Genomic DNA, 14,892 nt, shown 5'->3' on the forward strand with positions numbered 1-14,892 from the left:
CTGATGGCCCCTTTGGTTATCCAATATTGAGCGACACAAACTTCTCTTCCAGATACTCCATCAACCCATACTTGCCCCCTTCCCTTCCTACACCGCTTTCCTTCATTCCTCCAAACGGGGCTTGTGCTGTTGTCGGCATCGCATCATTAATGCCAATAATGCCATATTCGAGAGATTCCATTACCCGGAAGGCGCGATTTAAATCAGAAGTGAAGCAGTAAGATGCAAGTCCGTATTCTGGATGATTTGCCCGTTCGATTGCTTCCTCTTCCGTTTCGAAGGTGAAAATCGGTACCACTGGGCCAAACGTTTCTTCTCTTGCAATCTTCATCGACTCATTTGCATGCTGAATAACAGTAGGCTGATAGAATACACCTTTGGCATTCATATCTGCCTGGGACCCTCCGCAAATAACCACACCGCCTTTTTCTTTGGCATCCTCCACATGCTCAATGACCTTATCAAGGCTCTCTTCATTAATTAATGGCCCAATATCTGTATCATCATCCATGCCATTCCCGATCTGCAGACGATTTACCTTTTTTGCAAACAAGCGGGTAAATTCCTCTGCGGCTTCTTTCTGAACATAAATTCGGTTTGTGCATACACACGTTTGCCCTGCATTCCTGAACTTGCTGGCAACCGCTGCTTCTGCAGCTTTCTCTAAATCAGCATCCTCAAATACGATAAAAGGGGCATGACCGCCTAATTCCATTGAAACTTTTTTGACCGTATTGGACGCGTCCCTCATCAGCTTTTTCCCAACTTCCGTTGAACCTGTGAAAGTCAGTTTTCGCACCTGCTTGCTGTCTAATAACGTTTGGGCAATCTCATTAGAAGGTCCAATAATCAAATTGGCTACTCCTTTTGGGAGACCAGCCTGATGAATGGCTTCAAATATTTTGACTGCCGTTAAGGGTGTAGCTGAAGCTGGTTTTAGGATGACAGGACATCCGGCAGCTAACGCTGGGGCAATTTTGCGGGTAACCATGGCGGCAGGAAAATTCCATGGTGTAATCGCGCCCGTCACTCCAACCGGCTCCTGCAGTACCAGTATGCGCTTATCTCGGCTGGAAGCTGGAATTGTCTCACCATAAATACGCTTGGCCTCCTCTGCATACCAATCCATATAGGAGATCGCCAGTTTGACTTCACCAAGTGATTCTTTCAGGGGTTTACCCATCTCTTTCGTAATGGTTACTGCCAGTTCTTCTTCTCTATCTCTTAGACAATCGGCAATCTTTCTAAGATATTGCGATTTCTCAACTGCGCTTGTTTTCCTCCAGTCTTGAAAGGCAGCGGATGCGGCCTGGATGGCTTCCTCGGTTTCCTCCTTTCCTCCATAAGCGACAGTACCGAATTTTTCTAAAGTAGCAGGATTATACACCGTAATCGATTTATTTTTATATGAAGATTTCCATTCTCCATTAATATACAGCATGACCGTTCTCCTTTTTAGCAAGTTGCTGCAATCCTTCTTTCAGTACAGAAACTGCCTGATCAAGTTCCTTTTTTAATACCGTTACTGGCGGGATAAACCGCAAAACATTCTTCTCAGTACCGCAGGTTAAAAGAATGACTCCGTGTTCTAAAGCATAATTCTTCAGCCAATTTACAGTGGTGGCATCCGGGCGGCCTTTTTCATCCGTGAACTCTATGCCAATCATCAGGCCCAGACCTCTAACATCGCCAATACCGGCAAACTCTGACTGTAAATCATATAATTGCTGTTTCAGATATCCCCCTAAAGTTTGGGCATTATCTATTCCTTCCCTTTTTAAAATTTCTATGGAAGCCAAGGCTGCCGCGCAGGAAACAGGGTTTCCTCCATAAGTGCCTCCATGTGTTCCCGGCTCCCATTTTTCCATAATTTCCTTCTTGGCAATGATGGCACTTAAAGGGAAGCCTGAAGCAATTCCCTTTCCTAATGTAAGAATGTCCGGCTCTACTCCAAAGTGTTCATAGGCAAACATTTTCCCTGTTCTTCCGAAACCGGTCTGAACTTCATCAAAAATAAGCAATATCCCATGCTGATCACATATTTCTCTTATTTGTTTCAAAAATTCTTTCGGGGGTACAATATACCCTCCCTCTCCCTGTACAGGTTCAAGGATTATGGCCGCCACCTGGGATGGAGCAACTTGATACTGAAATACTTCATTAATGCTTTGAATACACCTTTTCGTCTCTTCTTCATAACTTAGCCCGGTTCTAAAAGAATATGGATATTCACAAGCATATACGCTTGGAAGAAGGCCTTCATAATCCTGACGATAAGCTGAGCTTGAGAAAGTAATCGATGTCGCTGCGAGTGTGCGTCCATGGAATCCCCGTTTGAATGATAGGATGGCTGGACGCTTTGTCGCTTTTTTCGCTAATTTGATTGCTCCCTCATTCGCTTCTGCTCCGCTATTTGAAAAGTACACCATTTTCTGTGTTCCGGTTAATTCGTTCAGTTCCTCCGCTAATTGAATATAGGATGGATAGTAGGCCACATTATGGCCAACATGAATCATGGCATCCAGCTGCTGCTTCACTGCTTCAATTACCTCGGGATGGCAGTGTCCAACATTATTTACTCCGACACCGCTGGCAAAATCGAGATATTTCTTTCCGTTCTCGTCTTCCAGGGTTGAGCCGAATGCTTTCGTTACACCTATCTTCGTTGCTCTGTTGGCAGCAGGGGGCAGAACACGGTCGCCTCTTTCTGCTAAACTTTTATTCTCTTCAATCATAATGACTCCTCACTCTCTTCACGATAATCGCGTTTCCATAGCTCGATGTATTCTTCTGCATTTTTTTTCAGGTCTTGTACTTCATTCTCTGTTAGTTCACGCACGATTTTGGCAGGAACTCCAACAGCTAAACTGCCTTTAGGAATCACTTTCCCTGGAGGAACTAACGCACCCGCTCCAACTTGTGCTCCCTTTTCAATGACAGCCCCATCTAAAATAATGGAACCAATGCCAATCAAAGCTCCATCCTCGATCGTACAGGCATGTAAAATGGCTCCATGCCCTACTGTAACCATTTTCCCTATCCTTAAAGGAGCCTCAGGTGTCACATGGCAGATGCAGCCGTCCTGAATATTGCTTCCTTCACCAATTTCGATAAAATTATCATCATCTGCTCTTAAGACTGATTGAGGCCATACACTGACATTTTTGGCTATTCTGACGTCGCCAATCACTTGTGCCGAGCCATGAATCATGGTTTCGGCATGAATGGAAGGAACCCGCCCTTTTAATTGTTCAATCATGCATATCCTACTCCTTAATGAAAATCAGATTAATCTATCACACCTTATTTAGCAGCGAGTCCTAATTCTTTTAAGATCTCTTCCTTATGCTCTCCCAGCACAGGAGCAGCTTTCGCAACCTTTCCAGGAGTCTTTGATAGTTTGACAGGAATCCCTAATGCTTTTATTTTCCCGGCAACAGGGTGCACAACCTCTTCTATCATTCTTCTGGATAGTGTGTGCTGGTCAGTTAAAGATTCGGGATAGGTATTTATGGGGCCAGCAGGAATTCCCGCTTTCTCGAATTTTTCCAGCCAGTAATGTCTCGGATGCAGACTCGTTTTCTCTTCAATTAATCTGACAAATTCAGTTAAGTGCTGAATCCGGGAGGCGTCATCAACAAATCGGTCATCAGATAAGAACTCAGGCCTTCCGATGATCTGGCAGAATACCGGCCAATGATGCGGAGTATCTGCACCAACTGTAAAATAACCATCGCTTGCCCGAAATGCCTGATAAGGAGCAGACAAGCGGTGTCCGCTTCCGGTAGGTGCAGGTGTTTCTCCCGTAAACCAATATTGGGTGCTTTCCCAAACCGATAATGCGAGACCAGTATCATATAAAGAAGTGTCAATATACTGCCCCTCATTGGAATGAACCCTGGAATACAATGCAGATAAGATGCCATAGACAGAAAACAGGCCTGAACCCAAATCTATAATCGGAAGGCCGCATTTAACCGGGTTGCCATTCCGTTCACCTGTCACACTCATAATTCCGGTCATTCCCTGTGCGATTAAGTCATAGCCGCCACGTGATGAATATGGACCATACTGGCCGAATCCAGAAATAGAGCAGTAGATCAGTTTCGGATTAATCTGATTAAGTGTTTCATAGTCAACACCCAGACGCTTCACAACACCAGGGCGGAAATTTTCGATCAATATATCCGCGGTTTCAATTAACTTATAAAACACTTTCTGATCTTCGCCATCTTTTAAATCAAGCGTTATGCTGCGCTTGTTCCGATTTATCGCCATAAACGCACCGCTTTCCCCTTCCTTATAAGGGGACCATCTTCTGGTGCTTTCACCTTTTGGCGGTTCAACCTTTATGACATCAGCTCCCATATCGGCCAGCAGCATTCCGCAATAAGGCCCAGCCATGACCTGGCTTAAGTCAATTACTCTAATGCCTTCCAATGCACTCATTCAAACCATCTCCTTCTATTAAATGGATTCCACTCTCAAAGTCTATTTAAGGCTTTATCTTCAAATAAATAGAGTTCCTGATTGTCCAGAATGAGTTTGCCGTCGATTTCGACCCGAGGGTCCTTTACGACCATATCGTAATGCCCTTTGGCCTTAACAGTACCCCCAATATATGCATTGGTACCTAGAGCAATGTGGATCGTTCCATAAACACCTTCATCACTTAGCATACTGTTTTCCAATTCACATTCAGGATTCATGCCAATGCCAAACTCACCGGCAAAATAAATATTTCCTTCTTCATCATTCTTCTCCATCAATATTTTCCTGAATTGCTCAGCTTCTCTGCCTCCTGTAATCGATACCGCCTTTCCTTCCTTAAACACTACTTCAACAGGAGTCTCAATTAGACCAACCCCTGGAATACTCCCATCTACCACTAAAATTCCTTCAGCGGTTCCTTCAACCGGAGCAATGCTGGATTCGATGCAGTGAGCTGCCGAAACATCCGTACTGTTTGCAAACCCTGTTAGAGCTCTACCTGACCTGCCTTTGATGGAAAATCTTAAATCTGTGCCAAGGGATGTCGTGATATGGACAGATTCACCAGCTGTCAATATGTCTGCCAGTTTCTCGACTTGAGGTTTTAGTGCAGCAAAGTCAGCTTTTAACCCCTTGCTTAATAAAATGTCTTCATGTGCTTCAGGTAAGATTAATACTCTGGCTCCAGCCCTTTGTGCATCATGCCGGGCTTTTGTATGGGCAATGTTATAGGTTGTCGGTGCGATGATCACATCTGCTTCCTTCATAGCCGCTGCGACTGCATCCGGCAATGCATCTCCATGCCCTTTCCTTGGCGGCATTGAGATCGTGATGGGCTCAGCGTCCAGTGAACAGACAACAGAAGCCAGAATTTTTGTGATTCCATCTGTTAAAAAATCTGTTAAGATTACTACTTTTTCCCCACTCTTAACACCTGCCAGAACTTTTACGAGTGCTGCTGCTGCCGGGTACATTAGTGCTTCTTTCATCTTTTAAAACAACTCCCTGATTCATCAATTTTTGTAAAGTTCAAACCTACATCCCTTTAAAAGCTGGCTGCTTCTTGTTAAAGAATGATTCAATCGCATGCTTGTGATCCCAGGTATCCTGGCATTCAATAAATGCATCCAATTCCTGTTTCATTGCTTCCTGCCACTCAAAATCCATGGTTTTCTGAATCGTGTTCTTCGCATGTCGTACTGCGATCGGAGCACGGGAAGCAATCAGCTTTGCCCATTCCATTGCTTCTGTTAATAAATTGTCAGGGGATACCACCCTGGTCGCCAAACCTCTTTGAAATGCCTCTTCAGCTGTTATCGTTCTGCCTGTCAATATCACTTCTTTGGCATAAGCTTCACCCAATAGCCTGACTAGCCGGGTTGGTCCGACAACCAGTCCAACCTTTACCCCTGCTGCACAAAGCTTGGCACGTTCCGACATGATGCGAATATCACAGGCTAAGGCAAGCTCGAACCCTCCGCCAAATGCATAGCCATTAACAGCAGCAATCACTGGCTGGGGCATTTCATTGACAATATCGTAAATCCTGCAATCTTCTTCTAAGAACTGCCGGACAGATTCATGAGTCAGCTCTCCTTCTTCATTTAAATCGGCTCCTGCGCAAAAGGCCCGATCCCCTTCCCCGGTAAGGACAATAACCCGGACATCCGAAGAGGTTTTCAGCTTCTCCATATAGGGAACGAACTCTTCCCGGAATTCTTTTGTCAAGATATTCATTGGCGGATTCTTAATGGTAATGGTGCAAACAAAATCAGATATCTCAGTATGGATTTTTTCCAAACTTTTCATCACCCTTCTATGATTCCTGTTCGAGCTCAGCAGAGATTTTTATTTTTTTGCTGGGTATATCCTCCAGACGGCCATCAATCCCTTTGCTTCTTTGATACTTATCCCATAAAATGACGGCTATTGGGCATAATATCGAGGTAGTAATAGTAGAAATGGAAATTTGTATTGTTGCTAAATTAGCAATTTCCTGAAAACTTTGAGCCTTCTCCACCGTCATCAGACCTGCACCCGCTGCCACTGATGCTGCCGCTGCGATTGCAGCAGGTGTTCCCACTGCGTTCCCTGCAGTTGATGCTTCTGCAACAGGGCCAATCGTACTTTTTTCTCCAAAAAGCCTATAGACCAGGATTCCGGTTAATGCGGTAAAAATGACTGTGGCAAACCCGAGAGCTAAACCTCCCCAAACAGCTTCAGGATTAAAGAAACTCATGAAATTCATCCCTGCGCCAAGGCAGAAAGCAAAGAATGGTACAAGCAGCGTTTCACCCGGCTTTAAAAACTCCCGAATGTCTTCATCCAGATTTCCTAACAGCATTCCTAAAGCAATTGGAAGCAGGACAGCTATGAATGCGATTAAAGGAAAATTAACACCAACCATCCCCAAAGCCAGCATGGTGAAAAAAGGACCGTCATTCAGAGTTAGAACTGAAATGGCACCAACATCTGACCGATTCCCGTATTGCCCTGTCAAAACCGCATACATTCCTTCATTTCCATTGGTCATGGCGGCAATAATAGCCAGGGTAGATAATCCAAGCAGACCGTTCATTGGGTCAAAAAACATTCCAAATAAAATACCGATCGCAATCCCGGTTAAACACTTGCTTCCTGTTAATAGAATTCCTTTCTTTAAGGCCTTTCCGCCTACACGCAAATTCATCTGGCTGCCTGCACAAAATAAGAACAAGCCAATGAGTGTTAACGTTCCTGTTTTAAAGAGTGCTTCTGAGAACCCTCCGATTTTCATAAACTCATAAATTCCTTCTTCAACCGGCGATACCCCTATGCTTTTAAGGAAATTCATTATAAATGGAATGTGAAGCTGATCAATCGTATTAAATAAAGCGCCAAGCAACAGCGGGATGACCATCAGACCTCCGGGCACTTTTTCAATTGTTTGCTTTATCCTCATTTAAATCACCGCCATATCTATTATTTGATATCCTTTTAAATCAAACTCTTTATATCCTGTCTCTTCATCTTTCATTGAATCATTGGATCATTTAGGAGTGTAAATAATAATTTCGTTTTTCAAGGTAATCGAATATACATGAGTTTTTCAAACACCACATATATGAATCCAATCATCCCTATGGATACTAATGTGGCCGTATACCAGCGAACTTCCTTATAATACAGCATGCCAATGAGTAAAAAGATTAAAGTAGAATACAGAAACCCTAGGAAAGGTATTAACAGAAAGATATAAACAACTGTTAAAAGCAGGTATAGTATCCCTCTTTTAACTTCCTGAATGGAGGCAGAAGCTGTTTCCTCTTCCTCCTCTTTTTTCTTTCTGAACGTTTGGGCAAACTGCCAGATTGATAGACCTATCAAACTATAGCCGAGCAGCATGGGAAATGAACGAGATGAATTTAAAAAATGTTCTCCTGGCGGGAAATTATAGCTGCCTATTACAAAAAAGAGTCCAATCGCGAAAACAATTCCCGCCAAAAGATAATCTTTATTTATCCGCATCTTTTCTCCTTTCCATCACTCTTTTGGCCGGCTAATTCCTACATCTTCCGGTGACCGTTTTCCCACACCAATATCCCAAAGCAGCCAGCTTGTTTTTTCCGTGATTTCTTTTGTATATTCTTGACTATCTTCAATATCTGTGAGGACAATTGCCCTTTTCTTTGCAAATTCCTTAAATTCATCGCTGCTAATTGCTTTGTTGTATGCATCCCTTAACTTATTAACAATTTCTTCTGGAGTTCCGCGCTTCACAGCTGGCCCCCACCAGGTTCCTTCCGGTACATATTTTTTCAAATCAGAAACAAAATCAGTGACGGGCGGGATTGATTCAAGGTCATCCACTTCAAACGGTTTATTATCCATAACAGCCAGTGAACGTAAATCCCCTGCCCGAAGCAGATCCACTACCTCGTTAACCCCGCTGATTGAAAAATCTACCTCACCTTTCATGGCAGCCATAGCAGCATTTGAACCAGAATCATACGTAATAATTTCGGCATCTCCACCCACGACACTATTCACTATCTCCAGAGTGAGGTGCCAGGGGTCCCCAATCGCAGCTACACCAACCTTCGCATTTCCATCTTTTAATAGCTGAACCACATCATCAAAGGTTTTCAGGTCAGATTTGTCTTTAACTGTAAAATTGGCAATCCCCATTGAGCCAATTCCAATTTGCTCGAAATCCTTGTATGTTAAATCAGTCATGCCCATTGTTGGAAATACACGGACCAGATCTGTTTGAAATAGGATGGTGTGTCCGTCAGACTCTTGTTGGTTAACATATTCAAGGGCCAATGCACTGGAGGCTCCAGGCATATTTCTCACTGCAATGGATTCCCCTAATTCCTCCTGAAGGATTGGCTGCAGGGTCCGGGCCATTGTGTCAGTACCGCCTCCCTCACCAAAACCAACAATGATTTCTATTGGCTCTGAAGGGTATGCACCTTCTGCTTCCTTGCTGCCAGAAGCCTTTTGATTTGATTGATTACCAGAACAGGCACCTAATATCAGAACCCCTGAAAATAAAGTCAGAAACATCATTTTTAGTTTCATAAGTTTGCCCCCTTAGGCTTTATTTTCCCCCACAAATGTTTTAAGCGTTTTGTCAGGAATGAATTTTGATTTAACAGCAGAAATACAATACAGAACAGCAAGAAAAGACTAATTGGGCGTGTGAAGAATGGCCCGAACGAATAATCCGCACTCACCATGGCTCTTCGGAAATTCTGTTCCGCCATTAAACCAAGGATCAACCCTAACACTAAAGGAGGGGCAGCCAGCCCGACTTTACGCATAAGAAAACCGATGATTCCAAAAAGAAACATAATTCCAATATCAAATGGCCTGTTGTTTACTGCAAATGTCCCTACCACACTAAATACCGTTACAATCAGCAAAACTATACTTCTGGGAACAGATAGGATTTTCTGAAACAAATAAGAAAAAAATAATCCAAACACAAGCATAAACGCAGCAGATATCGTTAAAATGATAAAAAACTGATTTAATATGTCCGGATTTTGTGTCAGTAAAAGCGGACCCGGCTGCAATCCGTGAAGCAAAAGCCCTCCTATAATAACTGCCGTGACTGCATCACCAGGAATACCAAGTATTAACATCGGTATATATGTACCTGGCACACAAGCGTTATTCGCCGTTTCTGCAGCAACGATTCCTTCTGGATTTCCCTTGCCAAAAGTCTCAGGCTTCTTGCTTCTCCGGCGGGCCACATCGTAGGAAACCCAGGCAGCTACATCAGCCCCAACCCCCGGTATCGCTCCTATCGCTGCTCCTATAACAGAAGATCTTCCGCCAGCGGGCAAAAACTTTACTAACATCTTCCACGGTGGAATTATTGATTGGAATTTCTCCGCTTTTAAAGGCTTCTTCAGCTGCATAATAGAGTCGATTACCTCAGCTATTCCGAATACTCCGATTAAAACTGCAATTAGACTAAAACCATCCATGAGTGCACTTTCTCCAAAAGTAAAACGCTGGGCGCCAGTGATCTTATCCATGCCTACAGTGGCAAGCGCTAATCCTAAGACCCCGGAAATAAGACCTTTCGACAATGATGCAGCCGTTAGATTTGCACTGAGAATAATTCCAAACATAGCAAGCAGAAAATACTCCCATGATCCGAAATTCATACTTAGATCCAGCAGGAGCGGCGCCCCTATCAGAAATAAAACAGCTGCCAGAATCGTACCTAAAAAGGATTGGAAGGTTGCAAGTCCTCTTGCCAGGCCTCCTTCCCCCCGCTGGGCCATTGGATAGCCATCCATAGCAGTTGCAGCTGAGGCAGGCGTACCCGGGATATTTAAGAAGATGGCTGGCGTGGACCCTCCATAGGTTCCTCCTATATGAACCGAAACAATTAAAACCATTGCTTCAATCCATTCCATCCCCCAGGTAAATGAAATTAGCAAGGATACTCCCATGGTAGTGGTGAGACCCGGAAGTGCCCCTACTGCCATTCCGGCAACTGTGCCAAAAAGAAACAAAAGCATGATTTTAACTGTAAAGAAACTGGCCAGTGATTCGCCGATTAGACTTAATTCTCCCAAATAAACCTCCTCCCCCTACTCTATATAGAGTTCTCCGTCTTTCATTAGGATTTTCCCATCCACTTTAATCGTCGGTTTTCGGATCACTAAGTCACAATGCCCCGGGGCTCTGATACTGCTTCCAAATGTAATTCCGTTTCCAATTCCAATATGCATTGTTCCGAACTCTGCCTCGTCTTCCAGCTGGCCTCCTCTGCCAATTTTCGCCTTTGGGTTCATGCCAATTCCCATTTCCACTGCGCAATATACATTGGGATGATTATAACTTTCCAGCGTTTGCTTAAGCATTTCAGCATCTTCTTTACCTTCAATGGAAATGATTTTTCCTTCTTTAAAGACGACTTTAACCGGCTCTTCACAGGCTCTGCCCGGCACAATGGCCCCATCAATGTACATGACTCCTTCTGTCGTTCCTTCTATTGGTGCCACTGCTGTTTCAATGCAAGGAGGGGGTGAGATACTTCCAGGTTCATGGCAAATTCCAGTTTGAGGAACGGCATGGCGTCCTGATATGGACATGGAAAGCTCTGTACCTAAATGGGTTGTGATGCTCAATCTTTCTCCTTCTGCGAGAATGGCGGATACTTTATCGATTATTTTCTTTTGTGCAAAATAATCGATATCCAGCGAACCATCTAAGAAAACCTCTTCATTTGCATCCGGCATAAATATTAATCTTGCTCCTGCATTACTTGCTTCTTTTCTGGCACTTGAATGATTAATAGAAAAAGTTGTCGGAGCAACGATCGCATCAGCTGCTTTCATTGCTTCTGCAATGATTCTTGGCGGTTCATCGCCATGCCTTGTGGTGGGATTCATGATTGTCATCACAACTTCTGCTCCCATCCCTTTACCAACAAGTGCGAATACCTCTCCAATTTCTGTCGTATTTGTATCCGTTAGAATCAATAGGTTTTCTCCAGGCTTTACATTTAAACATGTCTGCAATAAAGTCTGAACGGACTTTATCATGAACATTTTATTTATGATTTTCATTGCACTCCCCCTCGTTTTCTTACTACAACTAGTTAGAATGCAAGTACCGTGCCAAGTTGTGAATTTTCTATATTTTCCTTTAACCCCCCTGTATATAAGGGATTTACAGGACAACTTCTATATTATTGAAAACACCATCATGATCCATTGTTCGCAAATTGCAAAAAAAACATAGGAGATCTGTCCAAATTATAAAGAAAAGACAAATCTGCTATGTTTTTAACGTAATCGCAATTTGCGAACTATAATTGCAATTTGCGATTAAGCTCGTATTTATTAATTTTCCTGTATAGGGTTGCTACATTTATACCAAGTTCATCTGCTGCGTGTTTTTTTCCATTCAATGTATCACCATATCTCTTTAATGCATCCATTATCATTCTTTCTTCCATTTCTGCCAGAGTAATATTTTCTTTATCACCATTCAGGTGATTTTGTTCACGGATTCTTGGAGGCAGGTTTTCTACTCTAATCCAGTGGTCAGTTGCCATATTTATGGCATATTCCACAGCATTTTGAAGTTCACGTATATTACCGGGCCAGTTGTACGAACATAGCCTATTCTCCGCATCTGGAGTGAAACCTCTCACTTTCTTTCCAGTAATTTTGTCATAGTGCTGTACAAAATGCTGAAGCAGGAAGAGAATATCCCCATCTCTTTCCCTCAATGGGGGAATATGAAGCGGAATGACGCTTAGCCTAAAAAATAAATCCTGCCGAAATTCTCCGTCAGCTACCATTTTTTCTAAGTTTTTATGGGTTGCTGCAACGACTCTGATATCAATATCTATTGAATTATTCGAACCAATCCGTTCAATTTTTCTTTCTTCTAACACTCTTAACAGCTTCACTTGCAAATGCAATGGCATATCACCTATTTCATCCAGAAAAATAGTGCCTCCTTGTGCCATTTCAAATTTTCCCGGCTTTCCGCTTTTCCTTGCACCCGTAAACGCACCCTCGCTATATCCAAACAATTCACTTTCCAGTAAATGTTCTGGAATGGCTGCACAATTAATGGCCCGAAATGGTTTATTTACTCTTTTGCTCTCTTGGTGCAGTGCTCTGGCAAAAAGCTCCTTCCCCGTTCCGCTCTCCCCTAAAAAGATGACTGTAGAATCTGTTGCCGCAACTTTTTTGGCTGCAGCCTTTGTCTGCAATATAGCAGGGCTTTTTCCCACAATAATATCGAATGTGGAATCATCTACCTCTGATGTTATAGAATACGCAAACTTTTGAACTTCAGCTAAATCTTTTAGAGTTATCGCACATCCAATAATTTGGCTGTTATGGATCAGAGGGTTAGCACTGATAATGACTTGAATCATTTTTCCATTTACAACAAGAGAACATTCTTCATCAGAGTATCCTTGTCCAGTTGAAAAAACTTTTGTAATCGGAAGGTTTTGAATAACTTCTGAAATATTCAAAGTTAAAACATTGTGCTTTTTTATATTTAGTATTTTTTCTGCCGAACGATTCATCTCTAAAATGTACCCTTTCTGATCAACAGCGATGATTCCCTCGTACATGGATTGAATCGTCACTTGCAGCATTTGTGAGGTGGATAAATATTTCTTTAAAAGCGATGTTCCATTTATTTTGCTGCTGATCAAATCCGCCATTTTCCCGAGGTAATTTGATAAAATACGATGCTTCTCTTTAAATTCATTTTTTTGTTTTTCAGAGAATGCCGTTAAACTGATAACCCCGACAATTTCACCCTCATGTGTTAATGGATATGAAACATCTGATTTTTCAGGGCAATTTTGATGAAGGATACAGCTTTTACATACGTCATGAAAACCTGGCTCAAAGTTGTAAACAGGCTGATTTGTTTTTAAGACCTCTGCGATGATATGCCCTCGAACCGGCTCACCCACAACTGCATGCGTACCCCCGCCTGTGGCCGTAACAACAACTTTATTTTTATCATAAATAATCACTTCTAAAGACAAAACAGATTTAATGGCTTCTGCCACTAAGTTCACTTCTTCTTGAATTTCAAAAAGGATTGAATTACCCATTTATATCCTCCTCGCAGATTAGTTCCTCCTATTGAGCAGGAAAGTTTATAAAATTGCAGATACTATATATCATTCGATTCGAAATGTGAAAAACCTCTGGAAAATTCTGAATATTCATTAAGTCTTAGTGTTTTTTTAATATCTCTTTGGAAAGAAATATATCGATAAAATAGTTAAGAAATGGATAAGACACCCTACAAAATTGTATTAAGAAAAAGCACCTGATACATGCTTACAAGTCTTACACAATATACAAAAAAACAGCCCCCAATCAGGGCTGTTCTCCTATTAAAGAATAATAACCGTCGCTATAGAACGCTCCGGAAGAACCAGCATCATACTATCCCCACCAAGGGATAGAGACACTTCTTCTATGCTATCATTCTCATTCATCATAACCGCCACCGTTTCACCATTAATATTTTCAAAGGCGGTGGCCAATATGCGGTTATTCGATGCCTGGGTGCTAATTCGACTGGCTCCTGGCTAAATGAACTTGCTGAAATGCCCAAGATAATAGTAGGAGCTATTGTAGTGAACCTCATCCTTCTTCGTATCCACAATTACTGGCGCATCGCAATAATTCCCCACATGATTCGGTCCGCCTTCTTCATTCAGGACGAGATTCCAGTCGATCCATGCTTCAAGGTGATTGTTCAAGTCGCCGATGATGTTACGGCCATACCGCTCTCCCGTATGCCATTCGCCTACTTGAGAGCCGCCTTCGATGCACCCTTCTGTGAAAATTAAGTGCTTGTCAGGGAATGTATCTTGAACCCTGGAGAGATTCTCAAATTCCTCAGACACATACCAATGGACTCCCTTTCCCCACACATATTTAGCAGCCTCTGGATCGGACAGGACGGCTTGGGCGCTTTCGAAAATGACATCATGGTTATGATCCCAGATGATAATCTTCACATCCCCATGGTCATTTTTCTCGAGGTATGGACCAAGATGGTTTTTGATGAAATCCCGCTCTTCTTCACCTGTATAAAGACAGGAGTCCCAGACCTGCCTGGCTTCCGGTTCGTTCTGAATGGTGATTCCCCAAATGGGTACCCCTTTCTCTTCCATCGCCGCTATGTATTTCGAATAATACCGTCCCTCTGTGATTCAAGATTACTATTTATTAAACTCAAGCCCTCGTTAATAAGTACATTCTTCTACAAAGAGAACAATTATATGTCGTTCGAATACGCAGTATCGTTGTACTGCGTAGCAACCCACTTCATAATTTGGTCACTAACTTAATCCACTTATAACCATCCAGCATTTATAACAGAATTTTTAGTAAGTAT

Annotated in this window: 14 protein-coding genes; all 14 read right to left on the bottom strand. The window is 42.6% G+C overall.

Features of this window, described 5'->3' with window-relative positions:
- Positions 1-16: 16 nt before the first annotated feature.
- The gene (locus ACXAD1_RS13625; protein ID WP_474911312.1) at positions 17-1,438 is read right to left on the bottom strand and encodes an NAD-dependent succinate-semialdehyde dehydrogenase; all 1,422 of its coding nucleotides are present in this window, start codon (positions 1,436-1,438) and stop codon (positions 17-19) included.
- Complete coding sequence (locus ACXAD1_RS13630) at positions 1,428-2,735, bottom strand: aspartate aminotransferase family protein (RefSeq protein WP_474910324.1); 1,308 nt, start codon at positions 2,733-2,735, stop codon at positions 1,428-1,430. Before ACXAD1_RS13630 ends, ACXAD1_RS13625 begins: the two co-directional genes overlap by 11 nt.
- Entirely contained in the window at positions 2,732-3,259 is a 528-nt protein-coding gene (locus tag ACXAD1_RS13635) for a gamma carbonic anhydrase family protein (RefSeq protein WP_474910325.1), read from the bottom strand. The genes ACXAD1_RS13630 and ACXAD1_RS13635 overlap by 4 nt, the downstream gene beginning before the upstream one ends.
- A 44-nt stretch (positions 3,260-3,303) precedes the next feature.
- The gene (locus tag ACXAD1_RS13640; RefSeq protein ID WP_474910326.1) at positions 3,304-4,449 is read right to left on the bottom strand and encodes a CaiB/BaiF CoA transferase family protein; all 1,146 of its coding nucleotides are present in this window, start codon (positions 4,447-4,449) and stop codon (positions 3,304-3,306) included.
- A gap of 35 nt (positions 4,450-4,484) precedes the next feature.
- Positions 4,485-5,480: an aminopeptidase gene (locus tag ACXAD1_RS13645; RefSeq protein ID WP_474910327.1), complete on the bottom strand. Its 996-nt coding sequence runs from the start codon at positions 5,478-5,480 to the stop codon at positions 4,485-4,487.
- A 46-nt stretch (positions 5,481-5,526) separates the two neighbouring features.
- Complete coding sequence (locus ACXAD1_RS13650; protein WP_474910328.1) at positions 5,527-6,291, bottom strand: enoyl-CoA hydratase/isomerase family protein; 765 nt, start codon at positions 6,289-6,291, stop codon at positions 5,527-5,529.
- Positions 6,292-6,307: 16 nt separating this feature from the next.
- A complete protein-coding gene (locus tag ACXAD1_RS13655; protein WP_474910329.1) occupies positions 6,308-7,432 on the bottom strand; it encodes a 2-keto-3-deoxygluconate permease in 1,125 nt (374 codons plus the stop codon).
- 119 nt (positions 7,433-7,551) lie between these two features.
- Positions 7,552-7,998 (bottom strand): tripartite tricarboxylate transporter TctB family protein, encoded by a 447-nt coding sequence (locus ACXAD1_RS13660; protein ID WP_474910330.1) that lies wholly within the window; start codon positions 7,996-7,998, stop codon positions 7,552-7,554.
- Between the two features lie 15 nt (positions 7,999-8,013).
- Positions 8,014-9,054: a tripartite tricarboxylate transporter substrate binding protein gene (locus tag ACXAD1_RS13665; RefSeq protein ID WP_474910331.1), complete on the bottom strand. Its 1,041-nt coding sequence runs from the start codon at positions 9,052-9,054 to the stop codon at positions 8,014-8,016.
- Positions 9,051-10,568: a tripartite tricarboxylate transporter permease gene (locus ACXAD1_RS13670; protein ID WP_474910332.1), complete on the bottom strand. Its 1,518-nt coding sequence runs from the start codon at positions 10,566-10,568 to the stop codon at positions 9,051-9,053. The genes ACXAD1_RS13665 and ACXAD1_RS13670 overlap by 4 nt, the downstream gene beginning before the upstream one ends.
- A 15-nt stretch (positions 10,569-10,583) precedes the next feature.
- On the bottom strand, positions 10,584-11,564 hold the full coding sequence (locus ACXAD1_RS13675) for an aminopeptidase (RefSeq protein WP_474910333.1): 981 nt from the start codon (positions 11,562-11,564) through the stop codon (positions 10,584-10,586).
- A gap of 242 nt (positions 11,565-11,806) precedes the next feature.
- Positions 11,807-13,591, bottom strand: a complete 1,785-nt coding sequence (locus ACXAD1_RS13680) for a sigma-54 interaction domain-containing protein (protein ID WP_474910334.1) — start codon at positions 13,589-13,591, stop codon at positions 11,807-11,809.
- 288 nt (positions 13,592-13,879) lie between these two features.
- A complete protein-coding gene (locus tag ACXAD1_RS13685; protein ID WP_474910335.1) occupies positions 13,880-14,032 on the bottom strand; it encodes a glycoside hydrolase family 30 beta sandwich domain-containing protein in 153 nt (50 codons plus the stop codon).
- 45 nt (positions 14,033-14,077) lie between these two features.
- Positions 14,078-14,668 (bottom strand): glycoside hydrolase family 30 protein, encoded by a 591-nt coding sequence (locus tag ACXAD1_RS13690; protein WP_474910336.1) that lies wholly within the window; start codon positions 14,666-14,668, stop codon positions 14,078-14,080.
- Between the last annotated feature and the right edge of the window lie 224 nt (positions 14,669-14,892).

It is taken from the genome of Cytobacillus sp. ABV4_503 (genome assembly GCF_056158445.1).

What these genes read in the sequence shown, in the direction of transcription:
- ACXAD1_RS13680 (WP_474910334.1), bottom strand. Translation starts at nt 13,591, where the DNA reads ATGGGTAATTCAATCCTTTTTGAAATTCAAGAAGAAGTGAACTTAGTG.
- ACXAD1_RS13635 (WP_474910325.1), bottom strand. Translation starts at nt 3,259, where the DNA reads ATGATTGAACAATTAAAAGGGCGGGTTCCTTCCATTCATGCCGAAACC.
- ACXAD1_RS13640 (WP_474910326.1), bottom strand. Translation starts at nt 4,449, where the DNA reads ATGAGTGCATTGGAAGGCATTAGAGTAATTGACTTAAGCCAGGTCATG.
- ACXAD1_RS13645 (WP_474910327.1), bottom strand. Translation starts at nt 5,480, where the DNA reads ATGAAAGAAGCACTAATGTACCCGGCAGCAGCAGCACTCGTAAAAGTT.
- ACXAD1_RS13665 (WP_474910331.1), bottom strand. Translation starts at nt 9,054, where the DNA reads ATGAAACTAAAAATGATGTTTCTGACTTTATTTTCAGGGGTTCTGATA.
- ACXAD1_RS13660 (WP_474910330.1), bottom strand. Translation starts at nt 7,998, where the DNA reads ATGCGGATAAATAAAGATTATCTTTTGGCGGGAATTGTTTTCGCGATT.
- ACXAD1_RS13655 (WP_474910329.1), bottom strand. Translation starts at nt 7,432, where the DNA reads ATGAGGATAAAGCAAACAATTGAAAAAGTGCCCGGAGGTCTGATGGTC.
- ACXAD1_RS13690 (WP_474910336.1), bottom strand. Translation starts at nt 14,668, where the DNA reads ATGGAAGAGAAAGGGGTACCCATTTGGGGAATCACCATTCAGAACGAA.
- ACXAD1_RS13630 (WP_474910324.1), bottom strand. Translation starts at nt 2,735, where the DNA reads ATGATTGAAGAGAATAAAAGTTTAGCAGAAAGAGGCGACCGTGTTCTG.
- ACXAD1_RS13675 (WP_474910333.1), bottom strand. Translation starts at nt 11,564, where the DNA reads ATGAAAATCATAAATAAAATGTTCATGATAAAGTCCGTTCAGACTTTA.